General features: G+C 70.6%; 21 protein-coding genes. 14 read left to right on the forward strand and 7 right to left on the reverse strand.

Annotated features, from left to right (window positions below; all coding sequences use genetic code 11):
- Positions 1–80: 80 nt before the first annotated feature.
- From EV284_RS11140 to EV284_RS11155, 4 genes are all read right to left on the reverse strand, one after another.
- Entirely contained in the window at positions 81–1337 is a 1257-nt protein-coding gene (locus tag EV284_RS11140; RefSeq protein ID WP_130332751.1) for a hypothetical protein, read from the reverse strand.
- Positions 1319–2059 (reverse strand): ATP-binding cassette domain-containing protein, encoded by a 741-nt coding sequence (locus EV284_RS11145; RefSeq protein WP_130332753.1) that lies wholly within the window; start codon positions 2057–2059, stop codon positions 1319–1321. Before EV284_RS11145 ends, EV284_RS11140 begins: the two co-directional genes overlap by 19 nt.
- Positions 2060–2239: 180 nt before the next feature.
- On the reverse strand, positions 2240–3604 hold the full coding sequence (locus EV284_RS11150; RefSeq protein ID WP_130332755.1) for an aspartate aminotransferase family protein: 1365 nt from the start codon (positions 3602–3604) through the stop codon (positions 2240–2242).
- Between the two features lie 2 nt (positions 3605–3606).
- Positions 3607–4125, reverse strand: a complete 519-nt coding sequence (locus EV284_RS11155; RefSeq protein WP_165425502.1) for an Lrp/AsnC family transcriptional regulator — start codon at positions 4123–4125, stop codon at positions 3607–3609.
- Between the two features lie 206 nt (positions 4126–4331).
- Between EV284_RS11155 and EV284_RS11160 the strand changes: the two genes are divergently transcribed.
- From EV284_RS11160 to EV284_RS11195, 8 genes are all read left to right on the forward strand, one after another.
- The gene (locus EV284_RS11160; protein ID WP_130332759.1) at positions 4332–5780 is read left to right on the forward strand and encodes a gamma-aminobutyraldehyde dehydrogenase; all 1449 of its coding nucleotides are present in this window, start codon (positions 4332–4334) and stop codon (positions 5778–5780) included.
- A 55-nt stretch (positions 5781–5835) separates the two neighbouring features.
- Complete coding sequence (locus EV284_RS11165) at positions 5836–7029, forward strand: extracellular solute-binding protein (protein ID WP_130332761.1); 1194 nt, start codon at positions 5836–5838, stop codon at positions 7027–7029.
- A 102-nt stretch (positions 7030–7131) separates the two neighbouring features.
- Entirely contained in the window at positions 7132–7752 is a 621-nt protein-coding gene (locus EV284_RS11170) for a DUF6308 family protein (RefSeq protein ID WP_242625638.1), read from the forward strand.
- Positions 7749–8192: a helix-turn-helix transcriptional regulator gene (locus EV284_RS11175; RefSeq protein WP_130332765.1), complete on the forward strand. Its 444-nt coding sequence runs from the start codon at positions 7749–7751 to the stop codon at positions 8190–8192. The genes EV284_RS11170 and EV284_RS11175 overlap by 4 nt, the downstream gene beginning before the upstream one ends.
- Before the next feature lie 10 nt (positions 8193–8202).
- On the forward strand, positions 8203–8613 hold the full coding sequence (locus EV284_RS11180) for a VOC family protein (protein ID WP_130332767.1): 411 nt from the start codon (positions 8203–8205) through the stop codon (positions 8611–8613).
- Between the two features lie 49 nt (positions 8614–8662).
- Entirely contained in the window at positions 8663–11029 is a 2367-nt protein-coding gene (locus EV284_RS11185; protein WP_130332769.1) for an excinuclease ABC subunit UvrA, read from the forward strand.
- Between the two features lie 130 nt (positions 11030–11159).
- Positions 11160–11609: a helix-turn-helix domain-containing protein gene (locus EV284_RS11190; RefSeq protein WP_130332771.1), complete on the forward strand. Its 450-nt coding sequence runs from the start codon at positions 11160–11162 to the stop codon at positions 11607–11609.
- Between the two features lie 57 nt (positions 11610–11666).
- Complete coding sequence (locus tag EV284_RS11195; RefSeq protein ID WP_207228996.1) at positions 11667–12221, forward strand: PIN domain-containing protein; 555 nt, start codon at positions 11667–11669, stop codon at positions 12219–12221.
- Between the two features lie 36 nt (positions 12222–12257).
- Here EV284_RS11195 and EV284_RS11200 read toward each other — a convergent pair whose 3' ends face one another.
- Together EV284_RS11200 and EV284_RS11205 are read right to left on the reverse strand one after the other, a co-directional pair.
- Positions 12258–12947, reverse strand: coding sequence for a glycerophosphodiester phosphodiesterase (locus EV284_RS11200; RefSeq protein ID WP_130332773.1), 690 nt, complete (start codon positions 12945–12947; stop codon positions 12258–12260).
- Between the two features lie 36 nt (positions 12948–12983).
- On the reverse strand, positions 12984–14033 hold the full coding sequence (locus EV284_RS11205; protein ID WP_130332775.1) for an adenosine deaminase: 1050 nt from the start codon (positions 14031–14033) through the stop codon (positions 12984–12986).
- A gap of 147 nt (positions 14034–14180) precedes the next feature.
- Between EV284_RS11205 and EV284_RS11210 the strand changes: the two genes are divergently transcribed.
- The gene (locus tag EV284_RS11210) at positions 14181–14936 is read left to right on the forward strand and encodes a DUF4190 domain-containing protein (protein WP_242625639.1); all 756 of its coding nucleotides are present in this window, start codon (positions 14181–14183) and stop codon (positions 14934–14936) included.
- On the opposite strand, the gene EV284_RS11215 is transcribed toward EV284_RS11210, so the two are convergent.
- A complete protein-coding gene (locus tag EV284_RS11215; protein ID WP_130332777.1) occupies positions 14922–15485 on the reverse strand; it encodes an NADAR family protein in 564 nt (187 codons plus the stop codon). The two genes, EV284_RS11210 and EV284_RS11215, sit on opposite strands and share 15 nt — an antisense overlap.
- A 207-nt stretch (positions 15486–15692) precedes the next feature.
- On the opposite strand from EV284_RS11215, the gene EV284_RS11220 reads away from it, so the two are divergent.
- The 5 genes from EV284_RS11220 to EV284_RS11240 are packed head-to-tail and all read left to right on the forward strand — an operon-like array spanning position 15693 to position 21398.
- A complete protein-coding gene (locus tag EV284_RS11220) occupies positions 15693–17231 on the forward strand; it encodes a gamma-aminobutyraldehyde dehydrogenase (protein ID WP_130332779.1) in 1539 nt (512 codons plus the stop codon).
- 34 nt (positions 17232–17265) lie between these two features.
- Positions 17266–18513 carry a spermidine/putrescine ABC transporter substrate-binding protein gene (locus EV284_RS11225; RefSeq protein WP_130332781.1) on the forward strand — a complete coding sequence of 416 codons (1248 nt, stop codon included), beginning with the start codon at positions 17266–17268 and terminating at the stop codon, positions 18511–18513.
- 5 nt (positions 18514–18518) lie between these two features.
- Positions 18519–19670: an ABC transporter ATP-binding protein gene (locus EV284_RS11230; RefSeq protein WP_207228997.1), complete on the forward strand. Its 1152-nt coding sequence runs from the start codon at positions 18519–18521 to the stop codon at positions 19668–19670.
- On the forward strand, positions 19670–20596 hold the full coding sequence (locus EV284_RS11235; protein WP_130332785.1) for an ABC transporter permease: 927 nt from the start codon (positions 19670–19672) through the stop codon (positions 20594–20596). Before EV284_RS11230 ends, EV284_RS11235 begins: the two co-directional genes overlap by 1 nt.
- Position 20597: 1 nt before the next feature.
- Positions 20598–21398, forward strand: coding sequence for an ABC transporter permease (locus tag EV284_RS11240; protein ID WP_130332787.1), 801 nt, complete (start codon positions 20598–20600; stop codon positions 21396–21398).
- Positions 21399–21411 lie beyond the last annotated feature (13 nt).

Raw genomic sequence — 21411 nt, forward strand, 5'->3', positions numbered from 1 at the left:
GAGCTGCGTTCGCCGGTATAGACGACGGGCCGCCGGAAAACTCATCGGCGGCCCGCGGACTTTCCTTCTTCGCTCGTCCCTCAGCGCGTCGGCGGCAGTGCCGACAGGTAGGCGATCAGCAGGGTGAGCGGGACGAACAGGGTGATCAGCGCGGCGGCCCGCAGGGCGGCGGAGCCCCGCAGCATGGTGGCCGGGGCACCGAGGCGGAGCAGCGCGGCGGTGGTGCCGGCGCGGTTCTGGCGGGTCTCGACGGCGGCGGTCAGCAGCGTGGCCAGTGTGCAGCCGCCGACCACCAGGGTGGCCACGGTCGACAACGGGCCGAAGGCGGCGGCCGGCTGGTCGTACAAGGCGGTCGTGGCGAGCGCCGCCGACGTCACCGCGCAGACCACCCCCAGCGGGCGTCCGATCCGGGTGGCCTCCGACATCAGCACCCGCCCCGCCAGCAGCCGCAGCGCGCCGGGCTGCGCCGACTGGAGCACCCGCCCGCACAGGTAGGTGAGGCCCGGCGCGGCCAGGACCAGTCCGAGCGCGGTGAGCAGCCAGCCGCCCAGTACCGCCGCGCCCTCCACGGGCAGCGCCAGCACGGACGCCGGGGCGGCCCGGTTCGCGTACGCCTGCACGGCGAGGCCCGCCGCCAGCGCGGCGACACCCCAGGGAAAGCCCGCCGGTGCCTCGCGGGGCGGCGGCGCGACGGTCAGTACGTCCGACCACCCTTCGGCCCCGGCCTCCACCGGAGCTTCGGCCGAAGCGGGTGCCTCCGCCTTGTGCAGGACGGCGTGCCAGCGGGCGCCGATGGACGCCGTGCCCTTCGAGGCGGGCCGGCGCGGGTCCCGGGGGCGCAGGCTGAGCGCCACCGCGGCCGACGCGGCGAGCGGCAGCAGCGCCAGCAGCGTCAGCGCGGCCGGTACCGGAAGCGGCCGGCCGGCCGCGAGGAACTGCGCGCCCTTCCCGTCGATGGGCAGCCCCGACAGGTCGCCGCGCAGGTGCAGGAAGAACAGCAGGGCGACCAGTGAGCCCAGCGTGCAGGCGAGCAGCGTGGTCAGCGCGGAGACCGCCATCAGCCGGCCCGGCCCGAGTCCCACCGCCGACAGCCCCGGCCGGGGCCGGGTGCCGGGGTCGGTACGGGCCACCGCGAGCGCCAGGTAGACCGTCGCGGCGAGCGGCACCACGCACCAGGCCAGGCGCAGCGCGGCCGCGCCCGGTGTCTGGGGGTGGCCCATCGCGTAGCCGAGGGAACCGAGCAGCAGGAAGCCGGTGCCCGCCGAGGCGGCCGCCACCAGCAGGCGGCGCAACTGGACGGCGGGCCGGGCCGCGCGGGTCAGACGGAGAGCGAGCACGCCGCCCGGCCTTCCGTGTCCGGGGAGTCGGGGAGGTGCACGGTCTTCACCCGGCGCCCGTCCAGCAGCGAGACCGAGCGGTCGGCGAGCGCCGCCGTCTCCGGGTCGTGGGTGGCGAGCACCACCGTGATGCCGTGCGAGCGGGCCGCCGTGGTCAGCGTGCGCAGGACGTGCCCCCGGTCGGCGCGGTGCAGCGGCGCGGTCGGCTCGTCGGCGAACAGCACGGTCGGTCCGGGGGCCAGCGCGCGGGCGATGGCGACGCGCTGCCGCTCCGCCTGGAGCAGTTCGTGCGGGCGCTTCCGCGACTTGTCACCCACGTCCAGCCGCTCCAGCCACTCCATCGCGGCCACCTTGGCGCGGCGGCGGCCGGTGCCGCGCAGCATCAGCGGCAGCGCCGCGTTCTCCCAGACGTTCAGCTCCGGCACGAGCGCCGGGGCCGGGTCGATCCAGCCGAACCGGTCGCGGCGCAGCTTCTCGCGGGCCATCGGGCCGAGGGTGTGCACGGGGGAGCTGTTGAACCACACCTCGCCCCCGTCCACCCGGACCTGCCCGGACAGGCAGCGCAGCAGGGTCGTCTTGCCGCTGCCGCGCGGGCCGCCGACCGCGAGGATCTCGCTCTCCCGGACGCCCAGCGAGATGCCGGCGATGCCGGGGGAGCCGTCGGGATGCTTGAAGTGCAGGGAGCGTGCCCACAGCACGTCGTTGTCCGGCGGAGCCTCCATGGCGTACACCTCGGTTCTGATCCGTTTTCCCGTGTCCTGTGCCCTGTTCGGGGGAACGAAGACCGGGCCGATCGGTCACTGGGCACGCTAGGCAGGCACCGAGGGGGAGGCGGTACAGCACACGGCCCCGGGCCGCCGTTCTCACTCGAACGGGCGGAGCCGGGGCCGGGGCGGCGGGGGTCAGAGCTTGGCCCACGCCTCCGTCAGGGTCGCGCGCAGGATCTGCTCGATCTCGTCGAACGTCTCCTGGTTGGCGATCAGCGGCGGGGCCAGCTGGATCACCGGGTCACCGCGGTCGTCGGCACGGCAGTACAGGCCGTTCTCGAACAGGGCCTTGGAGAGGAAGCCGTACAGGACGCGCTCGATCTCGTCGGCGTCGAAGGACTCCTTGGTGTTCTTGTCCTTCACCAGCTCGATGCCGTAGAAGAAGCCGTTGCCGCGTACGTCGCCGACGATCGGCAGGTCGTGCAGCTTCTGCAGGGTGCGCAGGAAGGCGCCCTCGTTGTCCAGGACGTGCTGGTTCAGGCCCTCGCGCTCGAACAGGTCGAGGTTGGCGAGGCCGACCGCGGCGGAGACCGGGTGGCCGCCGAAGGTGTAGCCGTGCAGGAAGACGTTGTCGCCGCGGTAGAACGGCTCGGCGATCCGGTCGGACACGACGGTCGCGCCGATCGGGGAGTAGCCCGAGGTCATGCCCTTGGCGCAGGTGATGATGTCGGGGACGTAGCCGAACTTGTCGCAGGCGAACATCGTGCCCAGGCGGCCGAAGGCGCAGATGACCTCGTCCGAGACGAGCAGCACGTCGTACTGGTCGCAGATCTCGCGCACCCGCTGGAAGTAGCCGGGCGGCGGCGGGAAGCAGCCGCCGGCGTTCTGCACCGGCTCCACGAAGACCGCGGCGACCGTGTCCGGGCCCTCGAAGAGGATCTGCTGCTCGATCTGGTCGGCGGCCCAGCGGCCGAACGCCTCCGGGTCCTCACCGTGGATCGGGGCGCGGTAGATGTTGGTGTTCGCCACCTTGTGCGCGCCCGGCACCAGCGGCTCGAAGGGCGCCTTCAGCGCGGGCAGGCCGGTGATGGACAGGGCGCCCTGCGGGGTGCCGTGGTAGGCCAGCGAGCGGGATATCACCTTGTGCTTGGCGGGCTTGCCGACCAGCTTGAAGTACTGCTTGGCCAGCTTCCACGCGGTCTCCACGGCCTCGCCGCCGCCGGTGGTGAAGAAGACCTTGTTGAGGTCGCCGGGGGCGTAGCCGGCCAGCCGTTCGGCCAGCTCGATCGCCTTCGGGTGGGCGTAGGACCACACCGGGAAGAAGGCCAGTTCCTGCGCCTGCTTCAGCGCGGTCTCGGCCAGCTCGACCCGGCCGTGCCCGGCCTGGACCACGAACAGGCCCGCCAGGCCGTCGAGGTAGCGCTTGCCCTTGTCGTCGAAGACGTGGGTGCCCTCGCCCCGCACGATGGTGGGGACGGGCGAGTTCTCGTAGGACGACATGCGGGTGAAGTGCATCCACAGGTGGTCGTACGCGGTGCGGCTGAGGTCCTTCTGCGTCACGGTTATCGGGTTCCCCACATGTAGGTCTGCTTCTTGAGCTTGAGATAGACGAAGCTCTCGGTGGAGCGGACGCCGGGCAGGGCCCGGATACGCCGGTTGATCACGTCCAGCAGGTGGTCGTCGTCCTCGCAGACGATCTCGGCGAGGACGTCGAAGGAGCCTGCGGTCATCACCACGTACTCGACCTCCGACATGGCGCTCAGCGCGTCCGCGACGCCGTCCACATCGCCCTCGACGTGCACCCCGACCATCGCCTGGCGGCGGAAGCCCACGGTGAGCGGGTCGGTGACCGCCACGATCTGCATCACGCCCTGGTCGAGCAGCTTCTGCACCCGCTGGCGCACCGCCGCCTCGGAGAGGCCGACCGCCTTGCCGATCGCGGCGTAGGGCCTGCGGCCGTCCTCCTGGAGCTGCTCGATGATGGCGAGGGAGACGGCGTCCAACTGCGGAGGGCCGCTCCTGGACTCGCGGGCGGAGTCCCTGTGTTCTGTGCTTCGACTGGCCACGCCCTCACTGTGCACGACACCTCGACAGTTTCGCAAGGTTCGATCGATGAAATTCGTTGTTTACGAGCGTGCAGTGTGCGGATTTCGCAGGACGGGTGGGAGTGGGGGTGTTGAAAACGTGGGTCTCCCGACTAGGGTTGGCTTGTCTCAGCCACCGGACAGCCGTGCGCCTTCCGGGGCGGGGACAGCTCGAACCCTCGAACCAGATCAGGAGGCCGGCAGTGAGCACCGAGCCGCGTGGGCTGCGCAAACTCCGGAACTATGTCGCCGGTGAGTTCCGGGACGCCGCCGACGGACGGACCACCGAGGTGGTCAACCCCGCCACCGGTGAGGTGTACGCGACCGCGCCGCTGTCCGGGCAGGCGGACGTGGACGCCGCCATGGACGCCGCCGCCAAGGCGTTCCCGGCGTGGCGCGACAGCACCCCCGCCGAGCGGCAGAAGGCCCTGCTGAAGATCGCCGACGCGTTCGAGGAGCGGGCCGAGGAACTCATCGCGGCCGAGGTGGAGAACACGGGCAAGCCCGTCGGGCTCACCCGCTCCGAGGAGATCCCGCCGATGGTCGACCAGATCCGCTTCTTCGCGGGCGCGGCCCGGATGCTGGAGGGGCGCTCGGCCGGCGAGTACATGGACGGCCTGACCTCGATCATCCGCCGCGAGCCGATCGGCGTCTGCGCGCAGGTCGCGCCGTGGAACTACCCGATGATGATGGCCGTGTGGAAGTTCGCCCCGGCGCTCGCCGCGGGCAACACGGTCGTCCTCAAGCCCTCGGACACCACCCCGGCCTCCACCGTCCTCATCGCGGAGATCATCGGCTCGGTCCTGCCGGCCGGTGTCTTCAACGTCATCTGCGGCGACCGCGACACCGGCCGCATGATGGTCGAGCACCCGACCCCGGCGATGGCCTCCATCACCGGCTCGGTGCGCGCGGGCATGTCGGTCGCCGAGTCGGCCTCCAAGGACCTCAAGCGGGTCCACCTGGAGCTGGGCGGCAAGGCGCCGGTCGTCGTCTTCGAGGACACCGACATCCCCAAGGCCGTCGAGGACATCTCGGTGGCGGGATTCTTCAACGCCGGCCAGGACTGCACGGCCGCGACGCGTGTCCTCGTCCAGGAGTCCATCCACGACGAGTTCGTGGCCGCGCTCGCCAAGGCCGCGTCCGAGACGAAGACCGGCCAGCCGGACGACGAGGACGTGCTCTACGGCCCGCTGAACAACCCGAACCAGCTCAAGCAGGTCGCCGGCTTCATCGAGCGGCTGCCCGCGCACGCCAAGGTCGAGTCGGGCGGCCACCAGGTCGGTGACAAGGGGTACTTCTACGCCCCGACCGTGGTCTCCGGCCTGAAGCAGGACGACGAGATCATCCAGAACGAGGTGTTCGGGCCGGTCATCACCGTCCAGTCCTTCACCGACGAGGACCAGGCCGTCGAGTGGGCCAACGGCGTCGACTACGCGCTGGCCTCCTCGGTGTGGACCAAGGACCACGGGCGCGCCATGCGCATGTCCAAGAAGCTGGACTTCGGCTGCGTGTGGATCAACACCCACATCCCGCTGGTCGCGGAGATGCCGCACGGCGGCTTCAAGAAGTCGGGCTACGGCAAGGACCTGTCGGCCTACGGGTTCGACGACTACACGCGGATCAAGCACGTCATGACGTCGCTGGACTCCTGACCCCCCTTGCCGGGTCGGATTGTCCCCGCGGGGGACGGGGCGGCACACTTTCGGGGTGCTTCACACCTCTGTTCGTGGTTCCGCCCCCTCCCGCCGGTCCGTCCTGCGGGCCCTCGGGGGCACCGCCGCGCTCGGCGCGCTCGCCGGGTGCGGGGTGCCCTCGGCATACGTCCGTCCCGGTGACCGCTCCGCCCCCGACCGGTCCGCCACCGACCACCGGCTGACCTGGTCGAACTGGCCGCTGTACATCGACACCGATGACGACGACGCGAACAGGCGGCCCACGCTCGACGCTTTCGAGAAGCGCACCGGGATCTCCGTCGACTACGTCGAGGAGATCAACGACAACGACGAGTTCTTCGGCAAGATCAGCCCCGCCCTGATGAACCACCGGCCCACCGGCCGGGACCTGATCGTCATCAGCGACTGGATGTGCGCGCGGTACGTCCGCCTCGGCTGGGTCCAGCGGATGGACCGGGCCGGGCAGCCGAACGTCGAGAAGTATCTGGACCCGCTGCTGCGCCGGCCCGCCTTCGACCCGGGCCGCATGTTCACCGTCCCCTGGCAGTCCGGGATCACCGGCATCGCGTACGACCGCCGCCGGCTCGGCCGCGAGATCCGGCACGTGAAGGACCTCTGGGCGAGCGACCTCAAGGGCCGGGTGACGCTGCTGTCCGGGCTCGACGAGGCGTTCGCGCTGCTGATGCAGGGCGACGGCGTGGACATCACCCGCTGGACGGCGGCCGACTTCCACACCATGTGCGACGAGGTGGAACGCCAGGTCCGCCGGGGCCAGATCCGCCGCTTCACCGGCAACGACTACACCAAGGACCTGGTCAGCGGCGACGTCCTCGCCTGCCAGGCGTACTCGGGCGACGTCATCCAGCTCCAGGCCGACAACCCGCACATCCGCTTCGTCGTCCCCGAGGAGGGCGCCGAGCTCTGGTCGGACTCCCTGATGATCCCCGACCGCGCCGCCCACAAGGCCGACGCCGAGCGCCTGATCGACTACTACTACACCCCCTCGGTTGCCGCCGAACTCGCCACCTGGGTCAACTACGTCTGCCCGGTCCCGGCAGCCCGGCGCATCCTCGCCGACAGCCCCGACCGGGAGACGGCCGCCCTCGCCGCGAACCCCCTGATCTTCCCCGACGGCCCGATGCGCGAGCGCCTCGCCATAGCCCGCGACATCAAGCCGACGGAACGGCCGGAGTTCGCGCGGCGGTGGAACTCGATCGCGGGGTTGTAGGGGTCTAGGGTTTCTCCCCAGCGATCAGGGGGGCTGGACATGTCGGGGCAGTCGTCGCCTCTTGGCGGCATAGTGCGGGGTCACCTGGGTTCCGAGCGGGCTGTGACCAGTCTGCGGAGCTACTTCGGGCTGGGGAGCGAGGCGGCTTATACCGGCGCTCGGTTCGAGCACCTGGGGGGTGGGGGTGATCGGGTCGGGGTCGCGGACGTGGTGACCGCCGAGGATCTGGTCGCGGTGCAGATGCTGTCGGTCACGGTGCCTGCCCAGGTCTCCCTGGACCTGCTGGAAGGGCCTCCGGGCCGGGCGCTGAGCGAGCTGCTCAGCCGTATCCCGGCGGATGCCGACATGGTCGAGGTCGATGCCGCGCAACTGGACACCGGCTCGGCTGCTGATCAGGCATGGAGACTCCTGCGTCGCGCGGACGGCGTCGGCTGGGTCAAGGCGGGCAAGCTGCTGGCCCGCAAGCGGCCCCGGCTGATCCCCGTCTATGACAACGTCGTGAAGTGCCTGCTGGGCTGGCCGCCGCACTTCTGGCTCCCCCTCCACACCGCCCTGCGAGCCGACGACCACGCCCTGCACCACACCCTCCTCGACCTGCGAAAACGTGCCGGGGTTCCCGAGACGGTCAGCGCTCTCCGGGTCTGCGACATCGTCCTCTGGATGGCGCACGCGAAAGATCACAAGGCCGGCCGCTGTGCCGCCCGTGGCACGCTGTCGGTATGACCAGCTCACCCGGTGACCCGCGCCGCCTGCGGGAGCTCAGGCTGTTGCGGCGGGTGCGGGACCGGATCGACCGGGAGTACGCGCGGCCGCTGGACGTGGAGGCGTTGGCTCGCGGGGTGCACATGTCGGCCGGGCATCTGAGCCGGCAGTTCCGGGCCGCGTACGGGGAGTCGCCGTACAGCTATCTCATGACGCGGCGGATCGAGCGGGCGATGGCCCTGCTGCGGCGGGGGGACCTGAGTGTGACCGAGGTGTGCTTCGAGGTCGGGTGCTCGTCGCTCGGGACGTTCAGTACGCGGTTCAGCGAGCTGGTCGGGATGGCGCCGAGCGTGTACCGGACCGAGGCGGCGCGGGCGACGGAAGGGCTGCCGACCTGCGTGGTCAAGGTGGTGACCAGACCGGTCAGGAATCGAGAAGCGCGGGTCCCGGGCCACGGCTAGCGTGACGGCCATGGACATCAGCATTCACGCCAGCTTCCTTCCGCAGGACGACCCGGAGGCGGCCCTCGCCTTCTACCGGGACACCCTCGGCTTCGAGCTGCGCAACGACGTGGGCCACAACAACCTGCGCTGGCTCACCGTGGGCCCCAAGGGCCAGCCGGACACGAACATCGTGCTGAGCCCGCCCGCCATGGACCCCGGCATCACCGACGAAGAGCGGCGCGTCATCGCGGAGATGATGGCCAAGGGCACCTACGCCAGCATGGTGCTGGCCACCCCGGACCTGGACGGTACCTTCGACCGGCTGGTGGCGGCCGGCGCCGACATCGTCCAGGAGCCCGCCGACCAGCCGTACGGCATCCGGGACTGCGCGGTACGGGACCCCGCGGGCAACATGCTCCGCATCCAGGAGCACCGCTGAGCCTGCCCGGCGCACGGCAGGAAAGCCAGTACGTGAAGAGGGAGACGGGATGACCAAGGGCGCGGACGTGCACGCCGCCGACAGCCACGAGATGATCCGGGTCCACGGCGCGCGGGTGAACAACCTGAAGGACGTCAGCGTCGAGATCCCCAAGCGCCGGCTGACGGTGTTCACCGGCGTCTCCGGCTCCGGCAAGAGCTCGCTGGTGTTCGGCACCATCGCCGCCGAGTCGCAGCGGCTGATCAACGAGACGTACAGCGCGTTCGTCCAGGGCTTCATGCCGACGCTCGCCCGGCCCGAGGTGGACGTCCTCGACGGGCTGACCACCGCGATCATCGTGGACCAGCAGCGCCTGGGCGCCGACCCCCGCTCCACCGTCGGCACCGCCACCGACGCCAACGCGATGCTGCGCATCCTGTTCAGCCGGCTCGCCGCCCCGCACCTCGGCCCACCCAGCGCGTACGCCTTCAACGTCGCGTCGGTACAGGCCAGCGGCGCGATCAAGGTCGACAAGGGGGCGCGCAGGGCGGAGAAGGTCACCTTCAGCCGCACCGGCGGGATGTGCCCGCGCTGCGAGGGCCGGGGCGCGGTCACCGACATCGACCTCACCCAGCTCTACGACGACACCAAGTCGCTGCGCGAGGGCGCGCTCACCATCCCCGGTTACAGCGTGGACGGCTGGTACGGCCGTATCTACACCGGCTGCGGCTTCTTCGACCCGGACAAGCCGATCGCCAAGTTCACCAAGCGGGAGCTGCACGACCTGCTCCACAAGGAGCCCACCAAGATCAAGGTGGAGGGTGTCAACCTCACGTACGAGGGCCTGATCCCGAAGATCCAGAAGTCGTTCCTCGCCAAGGACGTCGACTCGCTCCAGCCGCACATCCGCGCCTTCGTGGAGCGGGCCGTCACCTTCACCGTCTGCCCCGACTGCGCGGGCACCCGGCTGAGCGAGGGCGCCCGCACCTCGACGATCGACGGCGTGAGCATCGCCGACGCCTGCGCGATGCAGATCACCGACCTCGCCGAATGGGTGCGCGGCCTCGACGACCCCTCGGTCGCCCCGCTGCTCACCGCGCTGGGTCACAGTCTCGACTCGTTCGTGGAGATCGGCCTCGGCTATCTCTCCCTCGACCGTCCCTCGGGCACGCTGTCCGGAGGCGAGGCGCAGCGGGTGAAGATGATCCGCCACCTCGGCTCCTCGCTCACCGACGTCACCTACGTCTTCGACGAGCCCACCACCGGACTGCACCCGCACGACATCCAGCGGATGAACGGCCTGCTGCTGCGCCTGCGCGACAAGGGCAACACCGTGCTGGTCGTGGAGCACAAGCCGGAGACCATCGCCATCGCCGACCATGTGGTCGACCTCGGTCCGGGCGCCGGTACGGGTGGCGGCGCCGTCTGCTTCGAGGGCACGGTCGAGGGGCTGCGGGCCTCGGACACCGTCACCGGGCGCCACCTGGACGACCGGGCCTCGCTGAAGAAGAGCGTCCGCAAGGCGACCGGTGCGCTTCAGATCCGGGGCGCCGACACCAACAACCTGCGCGGGGTCGACGTGGACATCCCGCTCGGGGTGCTGGTCGCGGTGACCGGGGTCGCCGGTTCCGGCAAGAGCTCGCTGGTGCACGGGTCGGTGCCGGAGGGGGAGGGGGTCGTCTCCGTCGACCAGGGGGGGATCCGGGGGTCGCGGCGGAGCAACCCCGCCACCTACACAGGGCTGCTGGACCCGATCCGCAAGGCGTTCGCCAAGGCCAACGGGGTCAAGCCCGCGCTGTTCAGCGCCAACTCCGAGGGCGCCTGCCCCACGTGCAACGGCGTCGGGGTGGTCTACACCGACCTCGCCATGATGGCGGGCGTCGCCACGACGTGCGAGGAGTGCGAGGGGCGGCGCTTCCAGGCGGCGGTGCTGGAGTACCGGCTCGGGGGTCGCGACATCAGCGAGGTGCTGGCGATGCCGGTCAGCGAGGCGGAGGCGTTCTTCGCCGAGGGCGACGCGCGTCTTCCGGCCGCGCACCGCATCCTGACCCGCCTCTCGGACGTGGGCCTCGGCTACCTCACCCTCGGCCAGCCGCTCACCACCCTCTCCGGCGGAGAACGCCAACGGCTCAAGCTGGCCACGCACATGGGGGACAAGGGCGGCATCTACGTCCTGGACGAGCCGACCGCCGGCCTCCACCTCGCCGATGTCGAGCAACTCCTCGGTCTGCTCGACCGGTTGGTGGACTCCGGCAAGTCCGTCATCGTCGTCGAGCACCACCAGGCGGTGATGGCCCACGCGGACTGGATCATCGACCTCGGCCCGGGCGCGGGACACGACGGCGGACAGGTGGTGTTCGAAGGCACACCGGCCGACCTGATCGCGGACGGATCGACGCTGACTGGGCGGCACTTGGGGGAGTACGTGGGGGAGTGAGGGGCGCCGTTCCGCCGGGTCGGTGCCCACAGGGTTTTCGAGTCAGGGCCTTGTGCTTGTCCGCCCCGACCCCCTCGGTTACAGTTATTGCAGATGAATTTCTGTCCGGGTCGGTGATCGGAGGGTGGCCATGGCTCGTACGAGCGTTCTTGCCCGTGCCGAGAAGGTCCAACCGGATCCCTCGCATCAGCGCGCGCTCGCCGCGGCTGCCCGGATGGCGCCGGAGCAGGTTCAGGTCCTGCTGCGCACATCTGATGGCGGCGAGCTGGCGCTGCCCCGGGAACTCGTCCGCATTCTCCTTGCCTCCGCCGGCGAGCTGTCCCGCGGGCACGCGGTCACCGTCCTGGCCTCCGAGGCTCAGCTGTCGCCTGCTGAGACCGCTGAGCTTCTGGGCCTGTCCCGGCCGTTTGTCACCCGCCTGCTGGACGCGGGCGACATCCCGTCGACGAACCTGCCCGGAAGCAGCCACCGTGTGGTGCGTCTTGCCGACGTGCTGGCGTTTCAGCAGCGGCGTGAGCGCCGCAGGGAGGGGCGGCGGCAGATCGCCGACGCGTTGGACGACACCGAATCGGCCGGTTGATCCCGGTCTCGGTGCCGGTGGCGAAGCACAGGGGGAAGCGTGGCACCGCGGGTCTTCGTGGACACCAACGTCTTGTTTCCGTTCTCGGTGATGGACGTGATGCTGGCCCTCACGGAGGACTCCGTCCACGAGATCGTGTGGTCCGAGCGACTCCTCGCGGAGTGGGAGCGGGTCATCGTCCGCGAGGGCAGGCGTTCGGCGGAGTCGGCTGCCGCGGTCGGCCGTGCGGTTCGACGCTTCTTCGCCGACTGCGAGATCGCAGCGGAGTCCTACGAGCATCTCGTGGACGCGATGCCGGGCGATGACCCCGACGACCGGCACCATGCGGCGGCGGCCGTGGCTTCAGGCGCCTCCACGCTGGTCACCTGGAACCTTGCCGACTTTCCTGCCGGTGAATTGGCTGAGCGCGGAGTCCGAGTGATCGACCCGGACGCCTACTTGTGCGAGCTCTACGGCGATCTGCCCGACGAGGTGACGGACACGGTGGTCGGACTTGCCGCAGAGAAGCGCAACCCGCCCGTCACGACCTCTGATGCCGTCGCCCGACTCGCTAAGGCCGGGCTGCCGGGCTTCGCCGTACTGCTGACGCAGCATCTGAGTCCAGGGGGCTGAACTCAGGTACCGCGATGGCGGTTCACGACCGTGCTCCTAGGCCGACTTGGTCCGCAGAGCGGCAAGCGTGTCGATCCGGTTCGTCGTGATCGAGTCCGCGCCCAGGGTCAGCAGCTTGCGCATGGAGCGGGTGGTGTCCGGGGTCCAGACCGACAGCAGGTAGCCCTCCTTGTGGACGCGGTGGGCCAAGTCCCCGTCGACCAGTGAGAAGCGGTAGTTGAGGTAGCGGGGGCGCAGGGCCTGCAGGAGGGCGGGGCGGGGGCGGGCCGAGGTGGTCCAGGTGAGGGCCAACTCGGCTGTGGGGGCGGCCTCGCGGAGGGTCAGGAGGGATTCGGCGCCCGCTGAGTAGTAGACGCGGTCCTCGGCGTCGGACTGGCGGACCACGTCCAGGACTCGGTCCGCCACCCGGGGGGTCACCCCGCCGCACAGGTCCGCCATGACCCGCGCGCCCTCCGTCGCCGACAAGGCCTCCGCGAGGGTCGGGACGCCGCCCGCCGTCAACTCCGTGACCTGGGCCGCCGTCAGCGCGGACAGGGGGCGGTCGACCTCCCACAGGCGCTTCAGGGTGTCGTCGTGCAGGAGGACGGGGACGCCGTCGCGGGTGAGGCGTACGTCGATCTCCACCGCGTCCGCGCCCCGGTCCAGCGCGGAGCGCAGCGAGGCGAGGGTGTTCTCGCGGAAACGGTAGGGGTCGCCCCGGTGTGCGACGGCGGTCCAGGTCTGCATGGTCGACATTCTGGCAGCCAGGAGGGGGCCAGGAGGTCAGCCCGCCAGCCACGCCTCCGTGTACGCGTCGATCTCCGCGGCGATCCGCTTCTTCCCCGCCGCGTCCAGGAACGACGCCTCCACCGCGTTCTTCGCCAGGGCGGCCAGACCCCGCTCGTCCAGGTCGAGCAGGCGGGCCGCGATCGCGTACTCCTTGTTCAGGTCCGTGCCGAACATCGGGGGATCGTCGGAGTTGATGGTGACGAGGACGCCCGCGTCGGCGAACTGCTTCAAGGGGTGTTCGTCGAGGGTGCGGACGGCGCGGGTGGCGATGTTGGAGGTGGGGCAGACCTCGAGGGCGATGCGGTGCTCGGCCAGGTGGGCCAGCAGCTGGGGGTCCTGGGCGGAGCTGGTGCCGTGGCCGATGCGTTCCGCGCCCAGCGTGGTCAGCGCGTCCCAGACCGTCTGGGGGCCCGTGGTCTCGCCGGCGTGGGGGACCGAGTGGAGGCCGGCGGCCCGCGCGCGGTCGAAGTACGGCTTGAACTGCGGGCGGGGGACGCCGATCTCCGGGCCGCCGAGGCCGAAGGAGACGAGGCCCTCGGGGCGTACGCGGTCGTCCGTCGCCATCCGGGCCGTCTCCTCCGCCGACACCAGCCCGGCCTCGCCGGGGATGTCGAAGCACCAGCGCAGCACGGTCCCGAAGTCGGCCTCGGCGGACTTGCGGGCGTCCTCGATCGCGTCCATGAAGGCCCGGTCCTCTATGCCGCGCCGCACGGAGGAGAACGGGGTGACGGTCAGCTCGGCGTACCGCACCTGCTGCCGGGACATGTCGCGCGCGATCTCGTACGTCAGCAGCCGGACGTCCTCCGGGGTGCGGACCAGGTCCACGACCGACAGGTACACCTGGATGAAGTGCGCGAAGTCGGTGAAGGAGAAGTAGTCCGCCAGTGCCTCGGGGTCGGCCGGGACCTTGGAGTCGGGGTGCCGGGCGGCCAGTTCGGAGACGATGCGGGGGGAGGCGGAGCCCACGTGGTGGACGTGCAGTTCGGCCTTGGGCAGGCCGGCGATGAAGTCGTGCGGATCGCGGGCGGCGCTGCGCTCGGTCAAGGGAGCCTCCCCAGGCTGGTCGGACGGTGCGCAGACATCCTAGGACGGGGCGGCAGACCCCTGCGGTCGCTCAGGGAAGGGGCAGCTCCGTACGGCCCGCGCGGCGGCCCTAACATGGGCTGACAAGCTACGTGGGGGGATGAGGACGTGACGGAGCAGACGCAGCCCGACGGCGGCCGAGGGACCAGTGGGCAGGAGCCGGGCTCCGACCCGTGGGCACCGCCGCAGGGACCCTCACTGCAGAAGCAGCAGCAGAACCCCTCCTCGGTCCACGACCAGGCGACCATGGCCTCCATGCCCGCCGTCGGCCCGGGCCCGCAGGCCGGCCCCGCCGTGCCCCCGCAGCACGGCGGCCCCACCGTCCCGCCGCCGCCCCTCGGCCCGCACGGCCCCGGCGTCCCGCCCTACGCCCCGGCCGGCTACGGCTACCCGAGCCACCCCGGCCCCCAGGGCTACCCGGGTCCGCAGGGCTACCCCGGCTACCCCCAGCCCCCGGCCTACGGCTGGCCCGGCGCCCCCATGGGCCCCGCCCCGCAGAACAACGCCGGCACCGCCGCCCTGGTGCTGGGCATCCTCTCCATCGTGCTGTTCTGTCTCTACGGAGTCGTCTCCCTGATCCTCGGTGTCATCGCCGTGATCCTCGGGGTCCAGGGCCGCAGGCGTGCCGACCGGGGAGAGGCCTCCAACCGCGGGCAGGCCCAGGCGGGCTTCGTGCTCGGCATCATCGGCATCATCGTGGGCGTGGCCGCACTGGCGCTCTTCATCGGCATCTTCGTGTTCGCCACACACAAGGAGGACAGCCGGCCGGACGACGATCCCTTCGGCTCCTCCTACAACTCCGCGCCGCAGCACCCCGGCTCCTCCTACTCCACGCCGAGGATCCCCGCCTCAGCCCGCCTCTGAACGCAGCCGGTCCCGAGCCTCCATCAGCGCGAAGCCCAGGAGGTTCGGCCCCTTCCAGCGGGCCGGGTCCCACGCGGCCTCGTCCTGGACACTCAGCCCGATCCCCCACACGCGGTCCACCGGGCTCGCTTCCACCAGCACCCGCTCGCCGGTGCCGAGCAGGTACGCGCGCAGGCCGGGGTCGGCGGCGAACTTGTGCACGCTGCCCTCGACGACGATCCGGAACCGCTCACGGCGCCATATCTCCTCGTCGAAGCCCCGGACCAGGCGACCCGCCTTCTTCGCCCCGGCCGGATGCCCCGAGGCAAGCACCAGCCGCTCGGCGTCCGGGTCGGCGAAGAGGCGCGCCTTGCCCGCCATCATCCAGTGCTCGGCGGTCGCGTACACGATCCCGTCCACCGTGAACGGCGCCGGCCACCACTGGCTCAGGCACCCCGCGCCCACGCTCCCGTCCCGCTGCGGACGGTGCCCCCAGAAGTGCAGGTACTTCACGGGTACCCCGGCCCCGACCGCGCCGATCAGTGCTTCCATCCCGTCGATCTTCCCCATGCACGCGAGTGTGGCAGCCACCACTGACAACCCGTCCCTGCTTTTCTCTGGCGACTCGACAGCCCGCCGACAGATTCCGTCGCGTAACCAAAAGGCAACAACGGAATCCCTTGTTGCACTGCCGCTCCTCTGTCAGGATCGGCACTCAAATCGAGCTGGAGCCACGCCACCCGGCCCTTCCAGGGGTGTCCGGCGGAGGAGAGCGACATGCACAAACCGGGCACCGACACCCCGGAACGATTTCCCGCGCGTGACCGCTTCGCAGAGGGTGCGCAGTTCGTCGCGGGCCGCCCCGCGCCGGGCACCTCGGGCCGTACCCACGCGGTGACCGACCCCGCGACCGGCGAGGAGGTGTACCGCTACGAACTCGCCGGGGAGAGCGACGTCGACGCGGCCGTGGCCGCCGCGCGCGCGGCCTTCCCCGGCTGGGCCGCCGCCACGCCGGGCGAGCGCTCGGATGCGCTGAACCGTTTCGCCGCGGTGCTGGCGGACCGCGCCGAGGACTTCGCCCGTGCCGAATCGCTCCAGTGCGGCAAGCCGCTGAAGCTCACCCGCGAGTTCGACGTCCCCGGCACCATCGACAACACCGCCTTCTTCGCGGGCGCCGCCCGGCAGCTCCAGGGGCAGTCGGCGGGGGAGTACTCCGGTGACCACACCTCGTACGTCCGCCGGGAGCCCATCGGGGTGGTGGGGTCGATCGCGCCCTGGAACTACCCGCTCCAGATGGCCGCGTGGAAGGTCCTCCCGGCCGTGGCCGCGGGCAACACCATCGTGCTCAAGCCCGCCGAGCTGACCCCGCTCACCTCGCTGCTGTTCGCGCGGGCGGCCGTCGACGCGGGCATCCCGGACGGCGTGATCAACATCGTCAGCGGGACCGGGCCCGGCGCGGGGGAGCACCTGGTCGGACATCCGGACGTGGCGATGACGTCGTTCACCGGTTCCACCGCCGTCGGCCGCAGGGTCGCGGAGATCGCCACGGCCACCGTCAAGCGGCTCCACCTGGAACTGGGCGGCAAGGCGCCCTTCGTGGTGTTCGACGACGCCGACCTGGAGGCCGCCGCCAACGGCGCGGTGGCCGGCGCGCTCATCAACACCGGCCAGGACTGCACGGCCGCGACCCGCGCCTATGTGCAGCGCCCGCTGTACGAGGCGTTCGTGGAGCGGACCGCCGCGCTGATGGAGACCGTGCGGCTCGGCGACCCCTTCGCGCCCGGCACCGACCTCGGCCCGCTGGTCTCGCACGCCCACCGCGACCGCGTCGCCGGCTTCGTGGACCGCGCCCGCGCCTACGCGACCGTGGTCACCGGCGGCGAGGCCCCCGGCGGCGACCTCAGGAGCGGCGCCTACTACCGGCCCACCCTGGTCACCGGTGCCGCCCAGGACAGCGAGATCGTCCGGTCGGAGATCTTCGGGCCCGTCCTCGTCGTCCTCCCCTTCGACACCGACGACGAGGGCCTGCGGCTGGCCAACGACACCCCGTACGGCCTCGCCGCCTCGGCGTGGACCGGCAACGTCTACCGCGCCCAGCGAGCCACCCGCGAGCTGCGCGCCGGGTGCGTGTGGATCAACGACCACATCCCGATCATCAGCGAGATGCCGCACGGCGGATACAAGGCGTCCGGCTTCGGCAAGGACATGTCGGCGTACTCCTTCGAGGAGTACACGCAGGTCAAGCACGTCATGTTCGACAACACGGCCGTCGTCCGCAAGGACTGGCACCGCACGGTCTTCGGGGACCGCCACTAGGGCCCCGCCCGCTTTCCGAAAGGGCACCACGCGTATGGATCAGTACGAGCCCGGCCGCCTCACCCCGCCCCAGCTGGCCGCCGTGCGGCGCAGTCTGCGGAGCGGGCGGGCGGCGCTGACCCGCCGGTCGCTGCTGCGGGCGTCGGCCGGAGGCGTGCTCACGGCGGGGGGCCTGGGCGCCCTCAGCGCCTGTGGCATTCCGGCGGCCGGACAAACCCCGGGCGGCACCCCGGCGGACGACCGCTCGGCCCGGGAGAAGACCGTCGACTTCTCCAACTGGACCGAGTACATCGACGTGGACGACAGCGGCAAACGTCATCCCACGCTCGCCGCCTTCCAGCGGAAGACCGGGATCACGGTCCGGTACACCGAGGACATCAACGACAACAACGAGTTCTTCGGCAAGATCAAGCCGCAGCTCGCCGCGGGCCAGGAGACCGGCCGCGACCTGATCGTCCTCACCGACTGGCTGGCCGCCCGGCTGATCCGGCTCGGCTGGGTGCAGAAGCTGGACGCGGCGAACCTGCCGCACGCCTACGCCAACCTCTCGCCGCAGTTCCGCACCCCCGACTGGGACCCGGGCCGCGCCTACTCCTACCCCTGGCAGGGCATCTCCACGGTCATCGCCTACAACAAGAAGGCGCTGGACGGGATCGAGGTGAGATCCGTCTCCGACCTGCTCGACAACCCGAAGCTGAAGGGGCGGGTCGGCTTCCTCTCGGAGATGCGGGACAGCGTCGGGATGACCCTGCTCGACATGGGCAAGGACCCGGCCGACTTCACCGACGACGACTACGACGCGGCCATAGCCCGGCTGCAGAGGGCCGTCGACAAGGGCCAGATACGCCGGTTCACCGGCAACGACTACACCGCCGACCTCGCCAAGGGCGACTTCGCGGCCTGTGTCGCCTGGGCCGGTGACGTGGTCCAGCTCAAGGCGGACAGCCCCGATGTGGACTTCATCATTCCGGACAGCGGTTATGTCACCTCGACGGACAATATGCTGATCCCCAACAAGGCACGTCACAAGACGAACGCCGAGCGGCTGATCGACTTCTTCTACGAACCCGAGCCGGCCGCCGAGCTCGCCGCCTACATCAACTACGTCACTCCGGTCGACAACGTGAAGCCCTGGCTTGCGAAGATCGACCGGGACGCGGCGGACAATCCGCTGATCGTCCCCGACAAGGCCATGCAGGCGAAGTCCCACGCCTTCCGCTCCCTGAGCCAGAAGGAAGAGACGGCCTACGAAGAGAAGTTCGCGAAGCTCACAGGGGCGTGACGAGGATGAAGACGACGACAGACGGCAGCGGCGACGTCCGCCTCTCCGGCATCGGCAAGACCTACGGCTCGTTCACAGCCGTGCACCCGCTGGACCTCACCGTGCCCCAGGGCTCCTTCTTCGCGCTGCTCGGCGCCTCCGGCTGCGGCAAGACCACCACCCTGCGCATGATCGCCGGGCTGGAGGAGCCGACCTCCGGGACCGTGCACCTCGGTGACCTGGACGTCACCGGGCTGCCCCCGTACAAGCGGCCGGTCAACACGGTCTTCCAGTCCTACGCCCTCTTCCCGCACCTCGACATCTTCGAGAACGTCGCCTTCGGCCTGCGCCGGCGCGGCATCAAGAGCGTCAGGAAGCAGGTCGAGGAGATGCTGGAGCTGGTCCAGCTCGGCGAGCAGGCGCGCAAGAAACCGCACCAGCTCTCCGGCGGCCAGCAGCAGCGTGTCGCGGTCGCCCGCGCCCTGATCAACCACCCCAAGGTGCTCCTGCTGGACGAACCCCTCGGCGCCCTCGACCTCAAGCTGCGCCGCCAGATGCAGCTGGAGCTCAAGCGCATCCAGACCGAGGTCGGCATCACCTTCGTCCATGTCACGCACGACCAGGAGGAGGCCATGACCATGGCCGACACGGTCGCCGTGATGAACGCGGGCCGCGTGGAGCAGCTCGGCTCGCCCACCGAGCTGTACGAGAACCCGGGCACCACCTTCGTCGCCAACTTCCTCGGCACCTCCAACCTGATCGAGGCCGAGGTCGACTCCCGCAGCGGCGGCGACATCGTGCTGCGCGCCGGGGACGGCAAGCTGCTGCTGCCCGAGGCGCGCTGTTCCGCGCCCGCCCCGGCCGGCGGCAAGCTGCTGGTCGGCATCCGCCCCGAGAAGATCGCGCTCACCCACGCCGACGACGCGGGCTCGGTGCCCGAGGGCCGCAACCGCCTCACCGGCACCGTCGCGGACGCCGGCTTCATCGGCGTCTCCACCCAGTACGTGATCGACAGCCCGGTTGCGGGCGCGCTCGCGGTGTACGCGCAGAACGTCGAGCGGGACACCCGTCTGGTGCCCGGCGCCGAGGTCGTCCTGCACTGGAACCCGGCGCACACCTTCGCCCTCGACGCCGCCCAGGACATCGACGCGGGCACCGAGGAAGAGGCGGCCGTCTGATGCCGACGCTCGCCGAGGCGCCCCCGCCGCTCGCCCCGCCGGAGCCCGCGCGGCCACCCCGCGCGCGCGGCCGGTTCACCCCGTACTGGCTGCTGCTGCCCGGCATCCTGTGGCTGATCGTGTTCTTCGCGCTGCCGCTGGTCTACCAGGCGTCGACCTCGGTGCAGACCGGGTCGCTCGAGCAGGGCTACAAGGTCACCTGGCACTTCGCCACCTACTGGCACGCGCTCGCCGAGTACTGGCCGCAGTTCGTCCGCTCGGTGCTGTACGCGGCCGCCGCGACCGTGCTCTGTCTGCTGCTGGGCTACCCGCTGGCGTATCTGATCGCGTTCCGCGCCGGGCGCTGGCGCAACCTGATCATGATTCTGGTGATCGCGCCGTTCTTCACCAGCTTCCTGATCCGCACCCTCGCCTGGAAGACGATCCTCGCGGACAACGGGCCCGCGGTGCACGCGCTGAACACCCTGCACGTGCTGGACGTGACCGGCTGGCTCGGCTGGACCACGGGCGACCGGGTGCTGGCCACCCCGCTGGCGGTGGTGTGCGGACTGACGTACAACTTCCTGCCGTTCATGATCCTGCCGCTGTACAGCTCGCTGGAGCGGATCGACGGACGGCTGCACGAGGCGGCCGGGGACCTGTACGCCCGGCCCTGGACCACCTTCCGCAGGGTGACCTTCCCGCTGTCGATGCCCGGCGTGGTCTCCGGCACCCTGCTGACCTTCATCCCGGCGGCCGGCGACTACGTCAACGCCGAGCTGCTCGGCTCCACCGACACCCGCATGATCGGCAACGTCATCCAGACCCAGTTCCTGCGGGTGCTGGACTATCCGACGGCCGCCGCGCTCTCCTTCATCCTCATGGCCGCGATCCTGGCCATGGTCACGATCTACATCCGCCGGGCCGGGACGGAGGACCTCGTCTGACATGGCCGTCTTCACCTGGCTCAAGCGCCGTCTCGTCGTCATCGCGGGACTGCTGACGCTCGCCTACCTGCTGCTGCCGAACATCGTCGTGACGGTGTTCTCCTTCAACAAGCCCAAGGGCCGCTTCAACTACGAGTGGCAGCACTTCTCCACCGACGCCTGGCAGGACCCGTGCGGGGTGGCCGACATGTGCGGCTCGCTCGGGCTCAGCCTCCAGATCGCCCTGTGGGCCACCATCGGCGCCACCGCGCTGGGCACGATGATCGCGTTCGCCCTGGTCCGGTACCGGTTCCGGGCGCGCGGCGCGGTCAACTCGCTGATCTTCCTGCCGATGGCGATGCCCGAGGTCGTCATGGCCGCCTCGCTGCTCACCCTGTTCCTCAACATGGGCGCCCAGCTCGGCTTCTGGACGATCCTGATCGCCCACATCATGTTCTGCCTGAGCTTCGTCGTCACCGCGGTCAAGGCGCGCGTGATGTCGATGGACCCGCGCCTGGAGGAGGCCGCCCGCGATCTCTACGCGGGACCGGTGCAGACCTTCTGGCGGGTCACCCTGCCCATCGCGGCACCCGGAATCGCCGCGGGCGCGCTGCTGTCCTTCGCGCTCTCCTTCGACGATTTCATCATCACCAATTTCAACGCGGGCTCGACCGTCACCTTCCCCATGTTCGTCTGGGGCTCGGCACAGCGCGGAACGCCCGTTCAGATCAATGTCATCGGGACGGCCATGTTCCTCATCGCCGTACTGTTCGTGCTGGTCTCGATGCTCGTCACCCGTAGACGCGGTCACCAGAAGGCATAAAGCCCCGTAGGGA

It is taken from the genome of Streptomyces sp. BK022, from assembly GCF_004217355.1.
GTDB classification, from domain to species: Bacteria; Actinomycetota; Actinomycetes; order Streptomycetales; family Streptomycetaceae; genus Streptomyces; species Streptomyces griseoluteus.

What these genes read in the sequence shown, in the direction of transcription:
- EV284_RS11145 (WP_130332753.1), bottom strand. Translation starts at nt 2,059, where the DNA reads ATGGAGGCTCCGCCGGACAACGACGTGCTGTGGGCACGCTCCCTGCAC.
- EV284_RS11180 (WP_130332767.1), top strand. Translation starts at nt 8,203, where the DNA reads ATGGACATCAGCATTCACGCCAGCTTCCTTCCGCAGGACGACCCGGAG.
- EV284_RS11190 (WP_130332771.1), top strand. Translation starts at nt 11,160, where the DNA reads ATGGCTCGTACGAGCGTTCTTGCCCGTGCCGAGAAGGTCCAACCGGAT.
- EV284_RS11185 (WP_130332769.1), top strand. Translation starts at nt 8,663, where the DNA reads ATGACCAAGGGCGCGGACGTGCACGCCGCCGACAGCCACGAGATGATC.
- EV284_RS11230 (WP_207228997.1), top strand. Translation starts at nt 18,519, where the DNA reads ATGAAGACGACGACAGACGGCAGCGGCGACGTCCGCCTCTCCGGCATC.
- EV284_RS11215 (WP_130332777.1), bottom strand. Translation starts at nt 15,485, where the DNA reads ATGGGGAAGATCGACGGGATGGAAGCACTGATCGGCGCGGTCGGGGCC.
- EV284_RS11240 (WP_130332787.1), top strand. Translation starts at nt 20,598, where the DNA reads ATGGCCGTCTTCACCTGGCTCAAGCGCCGTCTCGTCGTCATCGCGGGA.
- EV284_RS11235 (WP_130332785.1), top strand. Translation starts at nt 19,670, where the DNA reads ATGCCGACGCTCGCCGAGGCGCCCCCGCCGCTCGCCCCGCCGGAGCCC.
- EV284_RS11220 (WP_130332779.1), top strand. Translation starts at nt 15,693, where the DNA reads ATGCACAAACCGGGCACCGACACCCCGGAACGATTTCCCGCGCGTGAC.
- EV284_RS11225 (WP_130332781.1), top strand. Translation starts at nt 17,266, where the DNA reads ATGGATCAGTACGAGCCCGGCCGCCTCACCCCGCCCCAGCTGGCCGCC.
- EV284_RS11175 (WP_130332765.1), top strand. Translation starts at nt 7,749, where the DNA reads ATGACCAGCTCACCCGGTGACCCGCGCCGCCTGCGGGAGCTCAGGCTG.
- EV284_RS11200 (WP_130332773.1), bottom strand. Translation starts at nt 12,947, where the DNA reads ATGCAGACCTGGACCGCCGTCGCACACCGGGGCGACCCCTACCGTTTC.